This is a genomic window from Stenotrophomonas sp. GD03794 (genome assembly GCF_029842145.1).
Classification (GTDB): domain Bacteria; phylum Pseudomonadota; class Gammaproteobacteria; order Xanthomonadales; family Xanthomonadaceae; genus Stenotrophomonas; species Stenotrophomonas riyadhensis.
Map to the genome: position 1 here is coordinate 13,374 of NZ_JAOCFV010000056.1, position 15,021 is coordinate 28,394.

Annotated in this window: 13 protein-coding genes; 7 read left to right on the forward strand and 6 right to left on the reverse strand. The window is 67.8% G+C overall.

Annotation, left to right across the window (positions count from 1 at the left end):
• Positions 1-50 precede the first annotated feature (50 nt).
• From yajC to queA, 3 genes are all read right to left on the reverse strand, one after another.
• Complete coding sequence (gene yajC, locus N5D91_RS20575; protein ID WP_014036867.1) at positions 51-395, reverse strand: preprotein translocase subunit YajC; 345 nt, start codon at positions 393-395, stop codon at positions 51-53.
• A gap of 134 nt (positions 396-529) precedes the next feature.
• Entirely contained in the window at positions 530-1,660 is a 1,131-nt protein-coding gene (tgt, locus tag N5D91_RS20580) for a tRNA guanosine(34) transglycosylase Tgt (RefSeq protein ID WP_180855575.1), read from the reverse strand.
• 97 nt (positions 1,661-1,757) lie between these two features.
• Entirely contained in the window at positions 1,758-2,825 is a 1,068-nt protein-coding gene (gene queA / locus N5D91_RS20585; protein WP_180855576.1) for a tRNA preQ1(34) S-adenosylmethionine ribosyltransferase-isomerase QueA, read from the reverse strand.
• A 210-nt stretch (positions 2,826-3,035) separates the two neighbouring features.
• On the opposite strand from queA, the gene N5D91_RS20590 reads away from it, so the two are divergent.
• Positions 3,036-4,532, forward strand: a complete 1,497-nt coding sequence (locus N5D91_RS20590) for an aminotransferase class III-fold pyridoxal phosphate-dependent enzyme (protein ID WP_153855031.1) — start codon at positions 3,036-3,038, stop codon at positions 4,530-4,532.
• 183 nt (positions 4,533-4,715) lie between these two features.
• Positions 4,716-5,309 carry a TIGR00730 family Rossman fold protein gene (locus N5D91_RS20595; protein WP_010484495.1) on the forward strand — a complete coding sequence of 198 codons (594 nt, stop codon included), beginning with the start codon at positions 4,716-4,718 and terminating at the stop codon, positions 5,307-5,309.
• Between the two features lie 19 nt (positions 5,310-5,328).
• On the opposite strand, the gene N5D91_RS20600 is transcribed toward N5D91_RS20595, so the two are convergent.
• Positions 5,329-8,172, reverse strand: a complete 2,844-nt coding sequence (locus N5D91_RS20600; RefSeq protein ID WP_153855032.1) for an EAL domain-containing protein — start codon at positions 8,170-8,172, stop codon at positions 5,329-5,331.
• A gap of 247 nt (positions 8,173-8,419) precedes the next feature.
• Here N5D91_RS20600 and N5D91_RS20605 point away from each other — a divergent pair, with 247 nt between their 5' ends.
• The 5 genes from N5D91_RS20605 to N5D91_RS20625 all read left to right on the forward strand — a co-directional run bounded on the left by N5D91_RS20605 (position 8,420) and on the right by N5D91_RS20625 (position 12,614).
• Positions 8,420-8,938: an RNA polymerase sigma factor gene (locus N5D91_RS20605; protein ID WP_229298213.1), complete on the forward strand. Its 519-nt coding sequence runs from the start codon at positions 8,420-8,422 to the stop codon at positions 8,936-8,938.
• The gene (locus N5D91_RS20610) at positions 8,935-9,948 is read left to right on the forward strand and encodes a hypothetical protein (RefSeq protein ID WP_180855577.1); all 1,014 of its coding nucleotides are present in this window, start codon (positions 8,935-8,937) and stop codon (positions 9,946-9,948) included. Before N5D91_RS20605 ends, N5D91_RS20610 begins: the two co-directional genes overlap by 4 nt.
• 40 nt (positions 9,949-9,988) lie before the next feature.
• The gene (locus tag N5D91_RS20615; RefSeq protein WP_180855578.1) at positions 9,989-10,585 is read left to right on the forward strand and encodes a YigZ family protein; all 597 of its coding nucleotides are present in this window, start codon (positions 9,989-9,991) and stop codon (positions 10,583-10,585) included.
• The gene (locus N5D91_RS20620) at positions 10,578-12,350 is read left to right on the forward strand and encodes an ABC transporter transmembrane domain-containing protein (protein WP_164162762.1); all 1,773 of its coding nucleotides are present in this window, start codon (positions 10,578-10,580) and stop codon (positions 12,348-12,350) included. The genes N5D91_RS20615 and N5D91_RS20620 overlap by 8 nt, the downstream gene beginning before the upstream one ends.
• A gap of 69 nt (positions 12,351-12,419) precedes the next feature.
• A complete protein-coding gene (locus N5D91_RS20625; protein WP_049466425.1) occupies positions 12,420-12,614 on the forward strand; it encodes a hypothetical protein in 195 nt (64 codons plus the stop codon).
• Between the two features lie 227 nt (positions 12,615-12,841).
• On the opposite strand, the gene N5D91_RS20630 is transcribed toward N5D91_RS20625, so the two are convergent.
• Positions 12,842-13,966: a prephenate dehydrogenase gene (locus N5D91_RS20630; protein ID WP_180855579.1), complete on the reverse strand. Its 1,125-nt coding sequence runs from the start codon at positions 13,964-13,966 to the stop codon at positions 12,842-12,844.
• Positions 13,963-14,871 carry a pyridoxal kinase gene (pdxY, locus tag N5D91_RS20635; RefSeq protein WP_032128295.1) on the reverse strand — a complete coding sequence of 303 codons (909 nt, stop codon included), beginning with the start codon at positions 14,869-14,871 and terminating at the stop codon, positions 13,963-13,965. The genes N5D91_RS20630 and pdxY overlap by 4 nt, the downstream gene beginning before the upstream one ends.
• Positions 14,872-15,021 lie beyond the last annotated feature (150 nt).

Genomic DNA, 15,021 nt, shown 5'->3' on the forward strand with positions numbered 1-15,021 from the left:
CGCGCGGCGCCATCCCCGGCGCCGCGGTTGTGCATCGGAAAGGGAGTGGCTTACTTGGCCGAATCCAGGGTGCCGGTCGGCAGCACGCTGCCAACAGCGCCCTTCTGCACGCGGATGCGCACGTTCTCGGCCACTTCGATGGTGATGAAGTTGTCGCCGATGTCGGTGACCTTGCCGGCGATGCCGCCATTGGTCAGCACTTCGTCGCCACGCTTGATCTTCTCCAGCATGGACTTGTGTTCCTTCTGCCGCTTCATCTGCGGGCGGATCATCAGGAAGTACATGATGGCGATCAGGATGATCGGGAACAGCAGCGTGGTCAGGCCCATGCCCTGCGGTTGGCCGCCGGCGGCCTGGGCGTGGGCGGCGGGAATCAGGAAGGCAAGCAGGTTCATCGTTGGTCCTTTGGTTGGGCGGCGCTCCGGCCCTTTCACGGGCACGGGGTGTCGACCGCGGATCTGGGTCAGCCTTGAAGTATGCCACGGCCCCGGGCGTTCGTCCTTGGGCCGTTTGGCAGGGGGTGTTCGGGTTACAGGGGGGGTGCTACCGCCCCGCGTGCCGCGTAGAAAGACTCACGGAAGGCCAGGAAGGTTCCCGCCTCGATCGCCGCACGGATGTCGGCCATGAGCTTTTCGTAATAGAACAGGTTGTGCAGGGTGCCCAGCATCGGCGCCAGCATCTCGTTGCAGCGGTCCAGGTGGCGCAGGTACGAACGCGTGTAACCGCCGGTGCAGGCCACGCAGCCACAGCCCGGCTCGATCGGGTCCATGTCGCGCGCGTACTGTGAATTGCGGATGCGGACGGTGCCGAACGAGGTGAAATAGTGGCCGTTGCGGGCGTTGCGGGTCGGCATCACGCAGTCGAACATGTCCACGCCACGTGCGACACCCTCGACCAGGTCTTCCGGCCGGCCCACACCCATCAGATAGCGCGGACGGTCGCCCGGCAGTTCCGGGTCCAGGTGGTCGAGCATGGCGTTGCGCTCGTGCTCCGGCTCGCCCACGGCCAGGCCACCGATGGCGTAACCGTCGAAGCCGATCGCCTGCAGGGCCTCGGCCGAGCGGCTGCGCAGATCGGTGTGCACGCCGCCCTGGACGATGCCGAACAGGGCCGCGTCGTTGCCCAGCTCGTCATGCGCATTGCGGCTGCGCTGGGCCCAGCGCAGGCTCAGCTCCATCGAGCGGCGGGCGACGTCCTCGGTGGCCGGGTACGGGGTGCACTCGTCGAAGATCATCACCACGTCCGAATCGAGCACCTTCTGGATCTTCATGCTCTCCTCCGGGCCCAGGAACACGCGGGCACCGTCGGTCGGCGAGGCGAAGGTCACGCCCTGCTCGGTGATCTTGCGGCGATGGGCCAGCGAGAACACCTGGAAGCCACCGGAGTCAGTCAGGATCGGGCCATCCCAGCGGCAGAAGCCGTGCAGGCCGCCGTGGTCGGCGATGATGTCCAGGCCCGGGCGCAGGTACAGGTGGAAGGTATTGCCGAGGATGATCTCGGCGCCCAGCGCACGCACCTGGTCCAGCAGGATGCCCTTGACCGAGCCATAGGTTCCCACCGGCATGAAGGCCGGCGTTTCCACCGTGCCGCGCGGGAAGGTCAGGCGGCCACGGCGGGCACGGCCGTCGCGGGTCTGGAGCTGGAACTGCAGTCGGGACATGGAGCGGTCATTCAGGCAAATAGTCGCCTATTGTCTCCCAAGAAGGCGTGCGCACCAAGGTGCGCACCCACAGGGGACCCTGCCCTCCCAGGCTGCCCTACCCCGCCTGCGGGAACAGCAGCATCGCGTCGCCGTAGCTGAAGAAGCGGTAGCGCTGCTCGATCGCGTGCTGGTAGGCCTCGAATACGCGCTCCTTGCCGGCAAACGCGGAAATCATCATCAGCAACGTGCTTTCCGGCAGGTGGAAATTGGTCACCATCGCGTCGACGCTGCGGATGCGGTAACCGGGGGTGATGAAGATCTGCGTTTCACCCGCGAACGGCAGCAGTTCGCCATCGCGCATTGCACTTTCCAGCGCGCGCACCACGGTGGTGCCGACGCCGATCACGCGGCCGCCGGCGGCGCGCGTGCGCCGTACCTGCTGCACCAGCTCGGCACCCACGTTCAGCCACTCGCGGTGCATCACGTGGTCCTTCAGGTCATCGGCACGCACCGGCTGGAAGGTGCCCGCACCCACGTGCAGGGTGACGTGGCCGAAGTCCACGCCCTTGTCCTTCAATGCGGCCAGCAGCGGTTCGTCGAAATGCAGGCCGGCGGTCGGTGCCGCCACCGCACCCACTTCACGCGCGAACACGGTCTGGTAGCGCTCGCGGTCGTCCACGCCCGGCTCGCGCTGGATGTACGGCGGCAACGGCAGGCGACCCGCATGCAGCAGCCACTGCTCCAGTGATTCCGGCACATGGAACTGCAGCACGTAGAACTCGCCATCGCGGCCCAGCACCTCGGCTTCACCGCCGGCGTCCAACGCGATGCGGCTGCCGGCCTTGGGCGACTTGCTGGCCCCCACCTGCGCGCGGGCCTGCTGGGCGCCCAGCAGGCGCTCGATCAGGATCTCCACGCGGCCACCACTGGCCTTCTGCCCGAACAGGCGCGCCGGGATCACCCGGGTGTCGTTGAACACCAGCAGGTCGCCGGGCTGCAGCAGTGACGGCAGGTCACGCACCTGCAGGTCGGTGAACGCGGCGGGGGCTTGCGGCACCAGCAGCAGGCGGCTGGCGGAACGTTCGGCCAGGGGCGCCTGCGCGATCAGTTCAGCCGGCAGGTCGTAGTTGAAATCGGACTTCTTCAAGGCGGTGGGCGGCAACAGGTCGACAATGGCGCGCATTGTACGTCCAGCGTCTGCGAGCCGGCGCGCTTCGCGGCGAACGTCGCGCAAAATGCTGCTATGCAGCAGGTTTCTGCGGGGTTATCGCGCAAAAAAACAAGTGCTAGCATCGAACCGGAAGTCCGCTGCACGAGCCTGCCCCAAGCGCGCGTGATGACGCGCGTTTTGCTTTTGAAGACCCGTGCGACCCATTGTTTCAGGAGATCTGCAATGAGCTTCATCGAACGCCTCGCCCCCCTGCGCAACCAGCCCGGCACCCGCCTCACCTCCGGCCTGGACGATGCCACCCTGACCGCCCTGTCCGCCAACCATCCGCAGCTGATCGCCGCGGTGGACGCCGCCGCCGAGGAATTCGCGCGCGTGCAGGCCGACCTGGGGCCGCTGCTGGCGCAGGACGAACAGGCGCAGATCGACGCGATGCAGGACGGTTTCGTCAATTTCTACGCCGATGACGCGGTGACCCCATACGTGGCACTGGCCGCGCGCGGCCCGTGGGTGGTCACCCTGAAGGGCGCCGTGCTGTACGACGCCGGCGGCTACGGCATGCTCGGCTTCGGGCACACCCCGGATGCCGTGCTGGAGGCGATGGCCCGCCCGCAGGTGATGGCCAACATCATGACCCCCAGCCTGTCGCAGCAGCGCTTCATCACCGCCCTGCGCGCCGAGATCGGCCACCGCCGTGGCGGCTGCCCGTTCACCCGTTTCATGTGCCTGAATTCCGGTTCAGAGGCCGTTGGCCTGGCCGCGCGCATCGCCGACGTCAACGCCAAGCTGCAGACCGACCCGGGCGCCCGCCACGCCGGTGCTGCGATCAAGCGCGTGGTGGTCAAGGGCAGCTTCCATGGCCGTACCGACCGCCCTGCCCTCTATTCGGATTCCAGCCGCAAGAGCTACATGCAGCACCTGGCCAGCTACCGTGGCGAAGACTCGGTGATCACCGTGGCGCCGTACGACGAAGCCGGCCTGCGCAAGGTGTTCGAGGATGCCGCGCGCAACCAGTGGTTCATCGAGGCAGTGTTCCTGGAGCCGGTGATGGGCGAAGGCGACCCGGGCCGCTCGGTGCCGCCGTCGTTCTATGCCGTGGCCCGCGAACTGACCCGTGCCCATGGCAGCCTGCTGCTGCTCGACTCGATCCAGGCCGGCCTGCGCGCGCATGGCGTGCTGTCGGTGGTCGATTACCCGGGCTTCGAAGGCCTGGACCCGCCGGACATGGAGACCTACTCCAAGGCGCTCAACGCCGCGCAGTACCCGCTGTCGGTGCTGGCAGTGACCGAGCATGCCGCGCAGCTGTACCGCAAGGGCATCTATGGCAACACGATGACCAGCAACCCGCGTGCGCTGGACGTGGCCTGTGCCACCCTGGCCCAGCTGACCCCGCAGGTGCGCGCCAACATCGCCGAGCGTGGTGCCGAGGCCGTGCGCAAGCTGGAACAGCTGAAGAACGAGCTGGGCGGCCTGATCACCAAGGTGCAGGGCACCGGCCTGCTGTTCTCCTGCGAGCTGGCTCCTCAGTTCAAGTGCTACGGCGCCAACTCCACCGAAGAATGGCTGCGCCAGCACGGCATCAACGTGATCCACGGCGGCGAGAACTCGCTGCGCTTCACCCCGCACTTCGGCATGGACAGCGAGGAGCTGGACCTGCTGGTGGGCCTGGTGGGCCGCGCCCTGCGTGAAGGCCCGCGCCGCGAGCAGGCCGCCGCGGCGTAAGCCTGCTTGGCGTTTGTAGAGTCGAGCCATGCTCGACTCGGCCTTTGCCGCGATCTGAACGAAGAGCAGCCGAGCATGGCTCGGCTCTACAGAAGGGCTCATAATCCAAGGACACCCCGTCCCTGACCGCCCTGCGGTCGGCGACGGGGCGTTTTCGTTTCCGGCCAAGAGACAGGAAGATCCATGAAATCGATCTGTGTGTACTGTGGTTCCAACGCTGGCAGCAAGCCGGCCTATACCGAACGCGCCATTGCCCTGGGTGATCGCATCGCCCGTGACGGCCTGCGCCTGGTGTACGGCGGTGGCAACGTCGGCCTGATGGGAACCGTGGCCAATGCCGTGCTCGCCGCCGGCGGCGAGGTGACCGGCGTGATTCCGCGCCAGCTGGCCGACTGGGAAGTGGCCCACCGCGGCCTGACCGAACTGGAGATCGTCGGTTCGATGCATGAACGCAAGTCGCGCATGTTCGACCTCGCCGATGGCTTCGTCACGCTGCCCGGCGGCTTCGGCACCATGGAAGAGATCTTCGAGATGCTGACCTGGCGCCAGCTGGGCATCGGCAACAAGCCGTGCGCGTTCCTTGACGTGGAAGGTTTCTACGCCCCGCTGATCGGCATGATCGACCGCATGGTGGAAGAGCGCTTCCTGCACCCGGACCAGCGCCAGGACCTGTGGTACGGCTCGGACATCGAAGCGATGCTGGAGTGGATGAAGAACTACCAGCCGGCGCAGGCCTCGAAGTGGATCGACGAAAAGCGTCGCGCCGCCCTGCGCTGATGCTTCCCTGCGCGGCGGCTCAGACCGCCGCGCAGCCCCGCGGTGCGGGCCGCCCCAGCAGATAGCCCTGGCCGTAGTCGCAGCCGAGTTCGCGCAGCGTCTGCTGCTGCGCCTCGGTCTCGATGCCCTCGCCGATGGTCTCGATGCCCAGCGTGCGCGCCAGCGACAGCACGCCCTCGACCAGCGCGCGCGTGCTCTGCACTTCCGGCCCATGCAGGCCGGCGATGAAACTCTGGTCGATCTTCAGCGTACTGATCGGGAAGCGGTGCAGGTAGGACAGCGCCGAGAAGCCGGTACCGAAATCGTCCAGCTGCACCTGGATGCCGCGCTCGCGCAGGCCCTGCAGGATGCGCAGGGTGTGCGGACCATCATCCAGCAGCGCCACCTCGGTAATTTCCAGGCGCAGTCGCTGCGGATCCGCACCATACTCGTCCAGCAGGCCGAACAGGCGGTCGCTGAACTCCGCGGAGCGGAAATGGCGCGGTGACACGTTCACCGATACATAGCTGTGCCCGCCTTCGACCAGGCCGGCGATGACCTGCTCGTAGATCAGCCAGTCAACCTGTTCGATCAGGCCGCTCTCCTCGCCCAGCTCCAGGAACGCGCCTGGCAACAGCAGCCCACGGCGCTCGTGCTGCCAACGCAGCAGCGCCTCGTGACCCACCACCTCGCCATCGGACAGGCGCACGATCGGCTGGTAGAACGGCACGAAGTCGCGGTTGTTGATCGCACGGCGCAGGTCGGCTTCCAGATCAAGGCTGCGCATGGCCTGCTCGCGCATGTCCTCGTCGAATATCGCGCAACGGTCGTGGCCCTGCGCCTTGGCCCGGTACATCGCAGCGTCGGCATCACGCAGCAGCTCTTCGCCGGTGCGGTAGCGGGGGTTCCACAAGGCGATGCCCAGGCTGCCGGACGGGAACAGTTCGCGCCCGGCGATCCACATCGATTCCTGCAATGCCAGCAGCAGGCGCTGGCCAAAGTCCAAGGCCTGCGCCAGGCCCTGCGGGCATTGCAGCAGCACCGCGAATTCGTCGCCGCCCAGCCGGGCCACCACGTCCTCGGTGCCGGCCATCGACACGATGCGCTTGGCCACTTCCACCAGCATGCGGTCGCCGGCGGCATGGCCGATGCTGTCGTTGACCAGCTTGAAGCGGTCCAGGTCGAGGAACAGCACGGCGAACACCGGGCCGCCCTCGCGCCGGGCCAGCGCCAGCGCATCCTGCAGGCGATCCAGCAGGTGCAGGCGGTTGGGCAGGCCGGTCAACGCATCGTGCATGGCCTGGTGGGTCAGGCGCTGTTCGGCGCGCAGGCGCTCGCCGATCTGGCCGAGCAGTTTTTCGTTGACTTCGGCCAGTTCGCGGGTTCGCTCTTCCACGCGCTTCTCCAGCTCGGCGTGCGCCGAGCGCAGCCGCTGCTGGTCACGCTGGCGGGCCAGCCCGGTGCCGATGTTCTGCGCGACGAAGGTCAGCAGACGCTGATCATGCACGCTGAAGGCGCTGCTCTCGCTGTAGCTCTGCACCACGATCGCGCCAACGACTTCGTCGTCGCGCAGCAGTGGCACGCCCAGCCAGCAGTGCGAGCGCGTACCGGATTCGCGCACTTCGCCGCTGGCCAGCAACGCGTCGATCTGCCCACGCGAAGCCAGCAGCGGGCGCCGGTTGCGTACCACGTATTCGGTCAGGCCACGGCTGAACGGTCGCGGCGCGCGGCTGGCGTTGTGTTCGTCCACCGAATAGACGAAGTCCAGGCCGTTGCCGGCAGGGTTCACCAGGGCGATGTAGAAATTGCGAGCGTCGAGCAGGCGCCCGACCACCCCATGCACCTGTCCGTAGAACTGGGCCAGGCTGTCGGCCGACATTGCCATCTCGGCGATGTTGTACAGGGCGGTCTGCAGCTGTTCGGCGCGACGACGCTCGGCCACCTCGTCCTGCAGGCTGTGGTTGGCGCGCTGCAGTTCCTGGGTGCGCCGCGCCACCTGCTGCTCCAGCCGCACCTGCGCCTGGCGCCGGTCCATCGCGGTCTGCACGTGCTGCGCAACGAAGCCCAGCAATGCGCGCTCGGCCTCGCCATAGCGGGCCGCCTGTTCATAGCTCTGAACCACGATGGCACCGCATACGCGGCCATCGCGCAGCATCGGCACACCCAGCCAGTCCAGGCTTTCCGGGCCGCGCTGCGGGTCGTGTTCCTGCTCCATCACCTGCGCCAGCAGCTTGCGCGAGGGACCACTGAGCGGCCTGCCATGACGCAGCAGCGCCACGGTCAGGCTGCGCGGCATCTCGCTGGCGTCATGGCTCTGCGTGGGATCGGCGACGAAATCATCGACCTGATCGGCGAAGTACAGGAAGCGTATCTGGTCGCGCACGTCGTCGTACTCGACGATGTAGCAGTTCTCCGCATACATCAGCGTGCCCAGAACGCCATGCACGTGGCGCAGCATCTCGGGCATTTCCAGGTCGGCACCGGCCAGATCGGCAATCTGGAACAACGCCTGCTGCAGCCGCTCGGCCTCTTCCAGCGCCTTGATCTGGCCGGCCTGGCGGCCGCGCTGCAGCGCCAGCTCCATCGCCTGCCGGGCCACCCCCCACCAGGCCGGCGAAGGCGCCGCTCCGGCCACCGACAACAGCAGCCGAGCACCGTCGTACTCCCAGCCATGCTGGCCATCGCCGGTTCCCGGCTCCGCGGCCACGTGGCCGGCAACTGCCGGCGACGGCCAGCCGCCCTGGCCACGGCCAAGCTGCGGGTCGTCCCAGCCGACGCGGACCACGGCCGTTTCCGGCAAAAGCGCATGCAACGCGCGCACCAGCGCCGTGCTCAGCACAGCCTCGTGTGGTGGCTCTTCCGCCGGTTCAGCATGCGTGGACAAATGACAATCTCTTGGCGCCGTCTGTGCGTCGCCTCCCCTGAGCCGCCGAGCATAGCGCGCCACCCGGGGGGCAATGGAAGCCCGTAAACCCCGAATCGTGCGCCCGTACGTTTTTCCTGATGACCGTAGCCCCTTCCGAGCCATGACCCTCGCCCTGCCCGCCGCCGCCACCGGCTATGCGCCATCGCCTGCAGGCCTTACCCTGTACGCCGTGGAAGCCAGCGCACTGCCAACCGATGAAGCCTTGATGCTGGCCTGGGCCGGTGGCGACCTGCGTGCCTTCGAAAGCCTGTATGCGCGCCATCGCAAGCGCCTGTTCGGCTTCCTGCTGCGGCAACTGCGCGACAACGCGCTGGCCGAAGAGATCTTCCAGGACGTCTGGCAACGGGTGATCAGCGCCCGCGCCGGCTGGCAGCCCGAGGCCGCGTTCAGCACCTGGCTGTTCCGCATCGCCCACAACCGCCTGAACGACCATTGGCGCGCCGCCCGCCATCGCCCCGCCGCGCCGGCCGACGCCGATCTGCGCCTGGCCGCGATCGAGGATGGGCAGACCCCGGAAGCGGAGCTTTCCGAATTCGAACAGCGTCGCCGCATCCAGCTGGCGATGGAACAACTGCCGCCGGAGCAGCGCGAAGTGCTGCAACTGCGGCTGGATCAGGAACTGAGCCTGGAGGAGATCGGCCAGATCACCGGCGTAGGCCGGGAAACCGTGAAATCGCGGCTGCGCTATGCGATGGACAAGCTGCGTGCGGGATTGAACGCATGAACCGAGACGAACCGCTGACGCAGGAAGAACGCGAGCTGGCCCGCCTGCTCGGCCATCGCGCCGAACAGGCACCGCCAGCTGCCCTGGATGCCGCCATCCTGGCTGCGGCCCGCGCCGCCGTGGATGCTCCGTCCGCCGATGCCGCCGCCTCGCCGGACGCCGCGCGCGCGCGACGCGCGCGTCCACGCTGGCCGGCGGTGTTCGGTATCGCCGCCTCGATGGTCTTCGCAATCGGCATTGCCTGGCAGCTGCGCCCGGAGCCGCCCCCGGTTCCTGCCGGTGAGACCGCTGTTGCCGCGGCACCGGCGGCCGCCGAGTTCTCCACCGCCGACCAGGCTGCTGACAGCGGTGCGGCCGACAGCGCGGCTGCGGCGCCGGCCGCCGCGCCGACCGCACCGCTTGCGCCCCCGAAGACGACTGCAATCCCGGCCGCCGATACCCCCGCACCTGCCATCGCGCGTGCGCGCCAGCCTGCCCCGGCGGAAGCGCCTCCAGTGCCGGTGCGGGCCGCACCATCGATGGCCGCAGAAGCCGCCGCCGATACCGCGTTCGCAGCGTTGCCGCCGCCACCAGCCGCGGCACCTCCTGCGCCGCCGGCCCCTGTTGCGTACTCGGCACCGGCCCCCACCTTGCCGGCTCCGGCTCCGGCTCCGGCAGCCGCATTGAAGGCGCGTACGGCGGCGGCACCGGTCGCCAACGCCGCCGACGTCGACGCCGAACCCGCCGTGATGCAGGACCGGGTCGAGATCACTTCGATGAAGCGCGAGGCGACCCGCCGTTCCGCGCCCGGCGTCATGCAGCGCAACAGCGATGCGGGCCTGAGCGCGGATGCGGTGCAGGCTGAAGTAAGCGCGGATGCACGCCTGCCGCGCCGGCAATGGCTGGAAAAGATCCGCGAACGCCGCGATCAGGGCCAGCGCGACCTCGCCCGCGCCAGCCTGGAACGCTACATCCAGCAGTACCCGGAATCGCGCCTGCCGCGCGACCTGCGCCCGCTGCTGGACGACTGAGTGCCACGGAAATCGGCAGCAACACCGTAGAATGGTGGGAATGCCCGATACCCTCGCCCAGCCGGTCAGCCACACGCTGGAAATCAAGCACAGCCGTTTCATCGCCCATGCCACGCCGATCGATGGCCCCGCAGCGGCGATGGCGTTTCTGCAGCAGGTCGCGGTGGTCGATGCCACGCACAACTGCTGGGCCTACCGGCACGGGCAGGACTACCGTTCCAGCGACGATGGCGAGCCCGCGGGTACCGCTGGGCGGCCGATTCTTGCCGCCATTGATGGGCAGGGCTTCGACCGGGTGATGGTGGTGGTGACGCGCTGGTTTGGCGGCATCAAGCTCGGTGCAGGCGGCCTGGTACGCGCTTATGGCGGCGCTGCGGCCGAATGCCTGCGCACCGCCCCGCGCCTGCCGCTGGTCGCCATGTCCCGCCTGCAGCTGCTGGCTGGTTTTGAAGACCTGGGCACCTTGCATGCTGCCCTGCCCGCCTTCGGGGCCGAGAAGCGCGATGAACAGTTCGATGCCAATGGCGTGTGCCTGCGGATCGAATTGCCTGCCGATCAGGTCGACGCATTGAAAATCCGCCTGCGCGACGCCACCCGTGACCGTATCCGCATAGAAGACGACGACCAGGATGACTGACAAGGACGACGCCCCCGCTTCGACCCCGCCGCTGCGGCGCCTCGGCAGCCTGCGCACGCTGTGGCCGTTCGTGCGCCGCCACAGCGGCCTGTTCACCGCCTGGCTGCTGGCCCTGGCGGTGTCTTCTGCAGCCACGCTGAGCCTGCCTCCGGCGGTGAAGCAGATGATCGATCACGGTTTCAGCAGCGGCGGCCAGATCAACCGTGCCTTCGCCCTGCTGATGCTGGTGGCGGTCGTCATGGCGTTGGGCACGGCCGCGCGCTTCTACTTCGTATCGTTGCTGGGTGAAAAGGTCGTGGCCGACCTGCGCAGCCAGCTGTATGCCCACCTGATCCAGCTGGGCGCCGGCTTCCACGACCGCAGCCGCAGCGGAGAGCTGGTCTCGCGCCTGACCGCGGACACCGAACTGCTGCGCAGCGTGGTCGGCTCGACCATGTCCGTAGCATTGCGCAGCACGGTCACCGTCATCGGCAGCCTGGCAATGCTGTTCGTCACCAGCCCGCGGCTGGCCGCATGGTCGCTGCTCGGCATTCCGCTGGCGGTGCTGCCGATCATCATCGGCGCGCGCAAGCTGCGCACGGTCGCACGCAACAGCCAGGACCGCATCGCCGATGCCAACAGCCTGGCCAGTGAAACCCTGGGGGCGGTGCGCACGGTGCAGGCACATGCGCGCGAGCCGTACGAGCGCGGACGCTTCGACAAGGCTCTCGGCGATGCCATCGGCGCCGCCCGTCGCCGCATCGGCGCACAGTCGCTGGTCACCGCCAGCGCCATCCTGCTGGTATTCGGCGCCATCGTCGGTGTGTTGTGGCTGGGCGCGCACGACGTCATCGACGGCCGCCTCAGCGCCGGTACGCTGGGCCAGTTCGTGCTGTATGCACTGATCGGCGGCGGCTCGGTGGGCGCACTGGCCGAAGTATGGAACGAGCTGCAGCGCGCGGCCGGCGGCATGGGCCGCATCGGCGAACTGCTGCAGGAAGACATCGAGATCCGCGCGCCGGCACAGCCGCACGCGTTGCCGCAGCCCATGCGCGGCGAGATCCAGTTCAATGATGTGGTGTTCCACTATCCGCAACGCCCGGACCAGGCTGCGCTGGACCACTTCAACCTGCACGTGCGTCCGGGCGAGACCGTGGCGCTGGTGGGTCCGTCCGGGGCGGGCAAGAGCACGGTGCTTTCGATGCTGCTGCGCTTCCACGACCCGGCCGATGGCCGCATCTGCGTGGATGGCATCGACGTGCGCCAGGTGGACCCGGCCGAGCTGCGCGCGCAACTGGCGCTGGTGCCGCAGCAGCCCACCCTGTTCGCGGCCAGTGCGCGCGACAACATCCGCTATGGCCGCCTGCAGGCCAGTGACGCCGAAGTCGAAGATGCCGCGCGAGCGGCCGAGGCCGATGGCTTCCTGCGCGCGTTGCCGCAGGGCTACGACAGCGAGCTGGGAGAGCGCGGTGCCCGCCTGTCCGGCGGCCAGCAGCAGCGCGTGGCAATTGCCCGTGCACTGCTCAAGGACGCGCCGATCCTGCTGCTGGACGAAGCCACCAGCGCGTTGGATGCGCAGAGCGAGCACAGCGTGCAGCAGGCGCTGGAGCGGCTGATGGCCGGCCGCACCACGCTGGTCATTGCCCACCGCCTGGCCACCGTGCTCAAGGCCGACCGCATCGTGGTGATGGACCAGGGCCGTATCGTCGCCGAGGGCACGCATGCGCAACTGCTGGCCGAAGGTGGCTTGTACGCTGAACTTGCACGCCTGCAGTTCATCGATTGATGACGGCCGGCTAACATCGGCGGGACCAAGCTGGCGGCGAACAGCAGCATCCGTTGAAGGAGGTGCACGATGTCGTTCCGTCAGTTCCCTGCAGTCGACAGCAATGGCGAAAGCCACATCATCATCGAGTTCAAGCCCGAGGCGAATGGCAGCGGGCATCACTCTGAAGCCACGCCGCGTTACGAGCTGGATGACGGGCGTCATCTGGTTCGCAATGGCCGCGAATTCACCACCAGCGGCGGCGAACTGCGACTGACGATCTGAGGTTCGCCGGGCATGGCCCGGCGCTACCGGATTCCGTATCGCCCCGCTCTGGTGGGTGTCGACCTTGGTCGACACGCCTTTTTGCCCAAGGCGGTCGAGGATGGCTCGACTCTACAAAAGGCGTGATCATTTTTTGGCCAGGCATCTTGACAGCCTTGGCTGGCAAGGCCCGCACAAGGTTATCCACACGTTTGCTCAGGAACCATCCACACCGCCTGTGGATGAATTCAGCCCAGTACCCGCCCGATGCCGCTGGCGTCCACCTCGGCCGCCGCCCGGGCGATCGCTGCAGCATCGCTGCCGGCCACGAATCCGATACGGAAATGCACCTCACCGCCAGGCGTCCGCGAGGAGTGGATCGAGGCCAGGCTGATGTGGTGCTGCTCGAACACGTTCAGCAGCTCGCGCAGAGAGCCTGGCCGATCCTCCGGCAGGTGCACCGACAACGCATTGCGCTCGGTCAGGTCGGCCAGCAGATAGCCCAGGCGTTCAAAGGTGTAGTTGCCCTCGGCCACGGCCTGCTCACCGAAGGCACTGCGGTTGGCCGACAGCAGCTGCTCGCGGAATGCACCACGCGCACGCTCGTCGCCCTGCCCGACCTGCGCCTGCAGCGCCTGCAGCTGGCCGACCAGCCGCTCCAGCATCGGCGCCACGTACGGGTTGCCGAACTGGATGTCTTCGTAGATCGCCGGGTTCAGCGACAGGATGCGCGAAATGATCGCCGTATCCAGCTCGAACGACGCCGAGCGGTACGGCATCATTGCGGCCAGATCGCCCAGCTGTGGCTGGTACTGGCGCAGTACACCGGCCTGGGCCAGGTGGGTGGCATGCACCATCGCCTGTACCAGCGCCATCATCTGGTCGTGGTGCTGCGGCGTGGCCCGCACGCACTCGGCCTGCAGCGCCGTGCACAGCGTATCGACCCATGGCTGCCAGTGTTGCAGCCGCGCTTCGCAGACCACCATCACCCGGCCCTTCAGGGTCGGCGCCTTGGGGGGCGCAGTCATCGGGTGCAGGCCGACCACTTCTGCCTGCGAACCCAGCATCGCCTGCACCGGCGCTTCCTTCACCGAGGTCACGTCCAGCCACAACCTGCCCCGCTCGCGGCCTGCCGACTGCTGCACGTACTCGGCAATCAACGCCGGCGTATGCCGGATCGGCGCCGAGAACACCAGCACATCAGCCTGCGCCAGCAGCTGTTCCGGCGTATGCGAATCCGGATCGGCCGGATCGTGGCCGATCACCTGCAGCTGCATGTGCTGCTGGAAGAAACGGGTCAGCCAGCGCCCATAGGCGCCAGCACTACCGACGATACCGACCGTACGCGGCGTGCGTTCGTGCAGACCGCTCATGCCACGCGTTCGGCACGGAAGCGCGTGCCTTCGGCCAGCGCGGCAGGCGCCGCCGCGATCACGTCGAACTCTTCGAAGCCATTGTCCAGAGTCGCCTCCAGCGCCGCATGGGTACCGGCAATCGCACGCGAAATCGCCTGCTGCATCGATTCACCTCGCAACAGGAACGACACCACCAGCGACATCAGCACGTCACCGGTGCCGGCCACGTCCACCGGCAGCAGCGGCGAAGTCCAGCGCCAGGTTTCCTCGCGACCGACCGCCAGGGTCACCAGCTCACCCGGGTTACCGCCCACGCTGTGCGCGATCACCCAGTGCGGGCCACGGTCCAGCAGCGTGCGCGCGGCGGCGATGGCATCAGCCTCGGCCAGTGCCGGCATACCGGTCAGACGATTCAGTTCGAAGGCGTTCGGGGTCACCAGCCAGGCATGCGGCAGCAATCGCTCGGCGAAGATCGCTTCCAGGCCCGGTTCCACGTAGGGGCCGGTGTGGGTGTCACCAATCACCGGATCCAGGCAGTAACGCAGCTGCGGACAGACCGGCAGGATGTTGTCCAGCCAGTCGGCGAAGGCGGCACCGTTGGCGGTGCTGCCGAAGTAACCGGAAACCAGCATTTTCGCCCGCTGCGGCAGGCCGCGCTCGTGGGTGCCCAGCAGCAGGTCGGCGAACCAGTCGGCGGGCAGCACCCGACCGCGCGTGGTGTCGTAGAACGGCGCATTGCTCAGCAACACGGTCGGAATTTCCGCGACGCGCACACCGAGCGCACGCATCGGCGGTACGGCGGCGCTGTTGCCGGCGTGGCCGTAGACGAGTTGCGACTGGACCGAGATGACATCGATCGGCGACGGACCATCGGGCCGCTGGCGGCGGCCGTGGACCAGGTGGTTATCAAGGGATTCGCTCATGCCCGCATTCTACGCCCAAGGGAGTTTTCGGCAGGGCTTGCAGCCCTGCACCTGCTCAATGCAACGGCAACCGCAACGGCCGAAGCCAAAGCGGCATTCCGTGGGGTGGCGGGGCGGTGTCGGAGTGCGGGGACGCCGCAAGTACGTCCT

What these genes read in the sequence shown, in the direction of transcription:
- N5D91_RS20610 (WP_180855577.1), top strand. Translation starts at nt 8,935, where the DNA reads ATGAACCGAGACGAACCGCTGACGCAGGAAGAACGCGAGCTGGCCCGC.
- yajC (WP_014036867.1), bottom strand. Translation starts at nt 395, where the DNA reads ATGAACCTGCTTGCCTTCCTGATTCCCGCCGCCCACGCCCAGGCCGCC.
- N5D91_RS20595 (WP_010484495.1), top strand. Translation starts at nt 4,716, where the DNA reads ATGAAATCGATCTGTGTGTACTGTGGTTCCAACGCTGGCAGCAAGCCG.
- N5D91_RS20605 (WP_229298213.1), top strand. Translation starts at nt 8,420, where the DNA reads ATGCTGGCCTGGGCCGGTGGCGACCTGCGTGCCTTCGAAAGCCTGTAT.
- N5D91_RS20615 (WP_180855578.1), top strand. Translation starts at nt 9,989, where the DNA reads ATGCCCGATACCCTCGCCCAGCCGGTCAGCCACACGCTGGAAATCAAG.
- queA (WP_180855576.1), bottom strand. Translation starts at nt 2,825, where the DNA reads ATGCGCGCCATTGTCGACCTGTTGCCGCCCACCGCCTTGAAGAAGTCC.
- N5D91_RS20630 (WP_180855579.1), bottom strand. Translation starts at nt 13,966, where the DNA reads ATGAGCGGTCTGCACGAACGCACGCCGCGTACGGTCGGTATCGTCGGT.
- pdxY (WP_032128295.1), bottom strand. Translation starts at nt 14,871, where the DNA reads ATGAGCGAATCCCTTGATAACCACCTGGTCCACGGCCGCCGCCAGCGG.
- N5D91_RS20620 (WP_164162762.1), top strand. Translation starts at nt 10,578, where the DNA reads ATGACTGACAAGGACGACGCCCCCGCTTCGACCCCGCCGCTGCGGCGC.
- N5D91_RS20590 (WP_153855031.1), top strand. Translation starts at nt 3,036, where the DNA reads ATGAGCTTCATCGAACGCCTCGCCCCCCTGCGCAACCAGCCCGGCACC.
- N5D91_RS20625 (WP_049466425.1), top strand. Translation starts at nt 12,420, where the DNA reads ATGTCGTTCCGTCAGTTCCCTGCAGTCGACAGCAATGGCGAAAGCCAC.
- tgt (WP_180855575.1), bottom strand. Translation starts at nt 1,660, where the DNA reads ATGTCCCGACTGCAGTTCCAGCTCCAGACCCGCGACGGCCGTGCCCGC.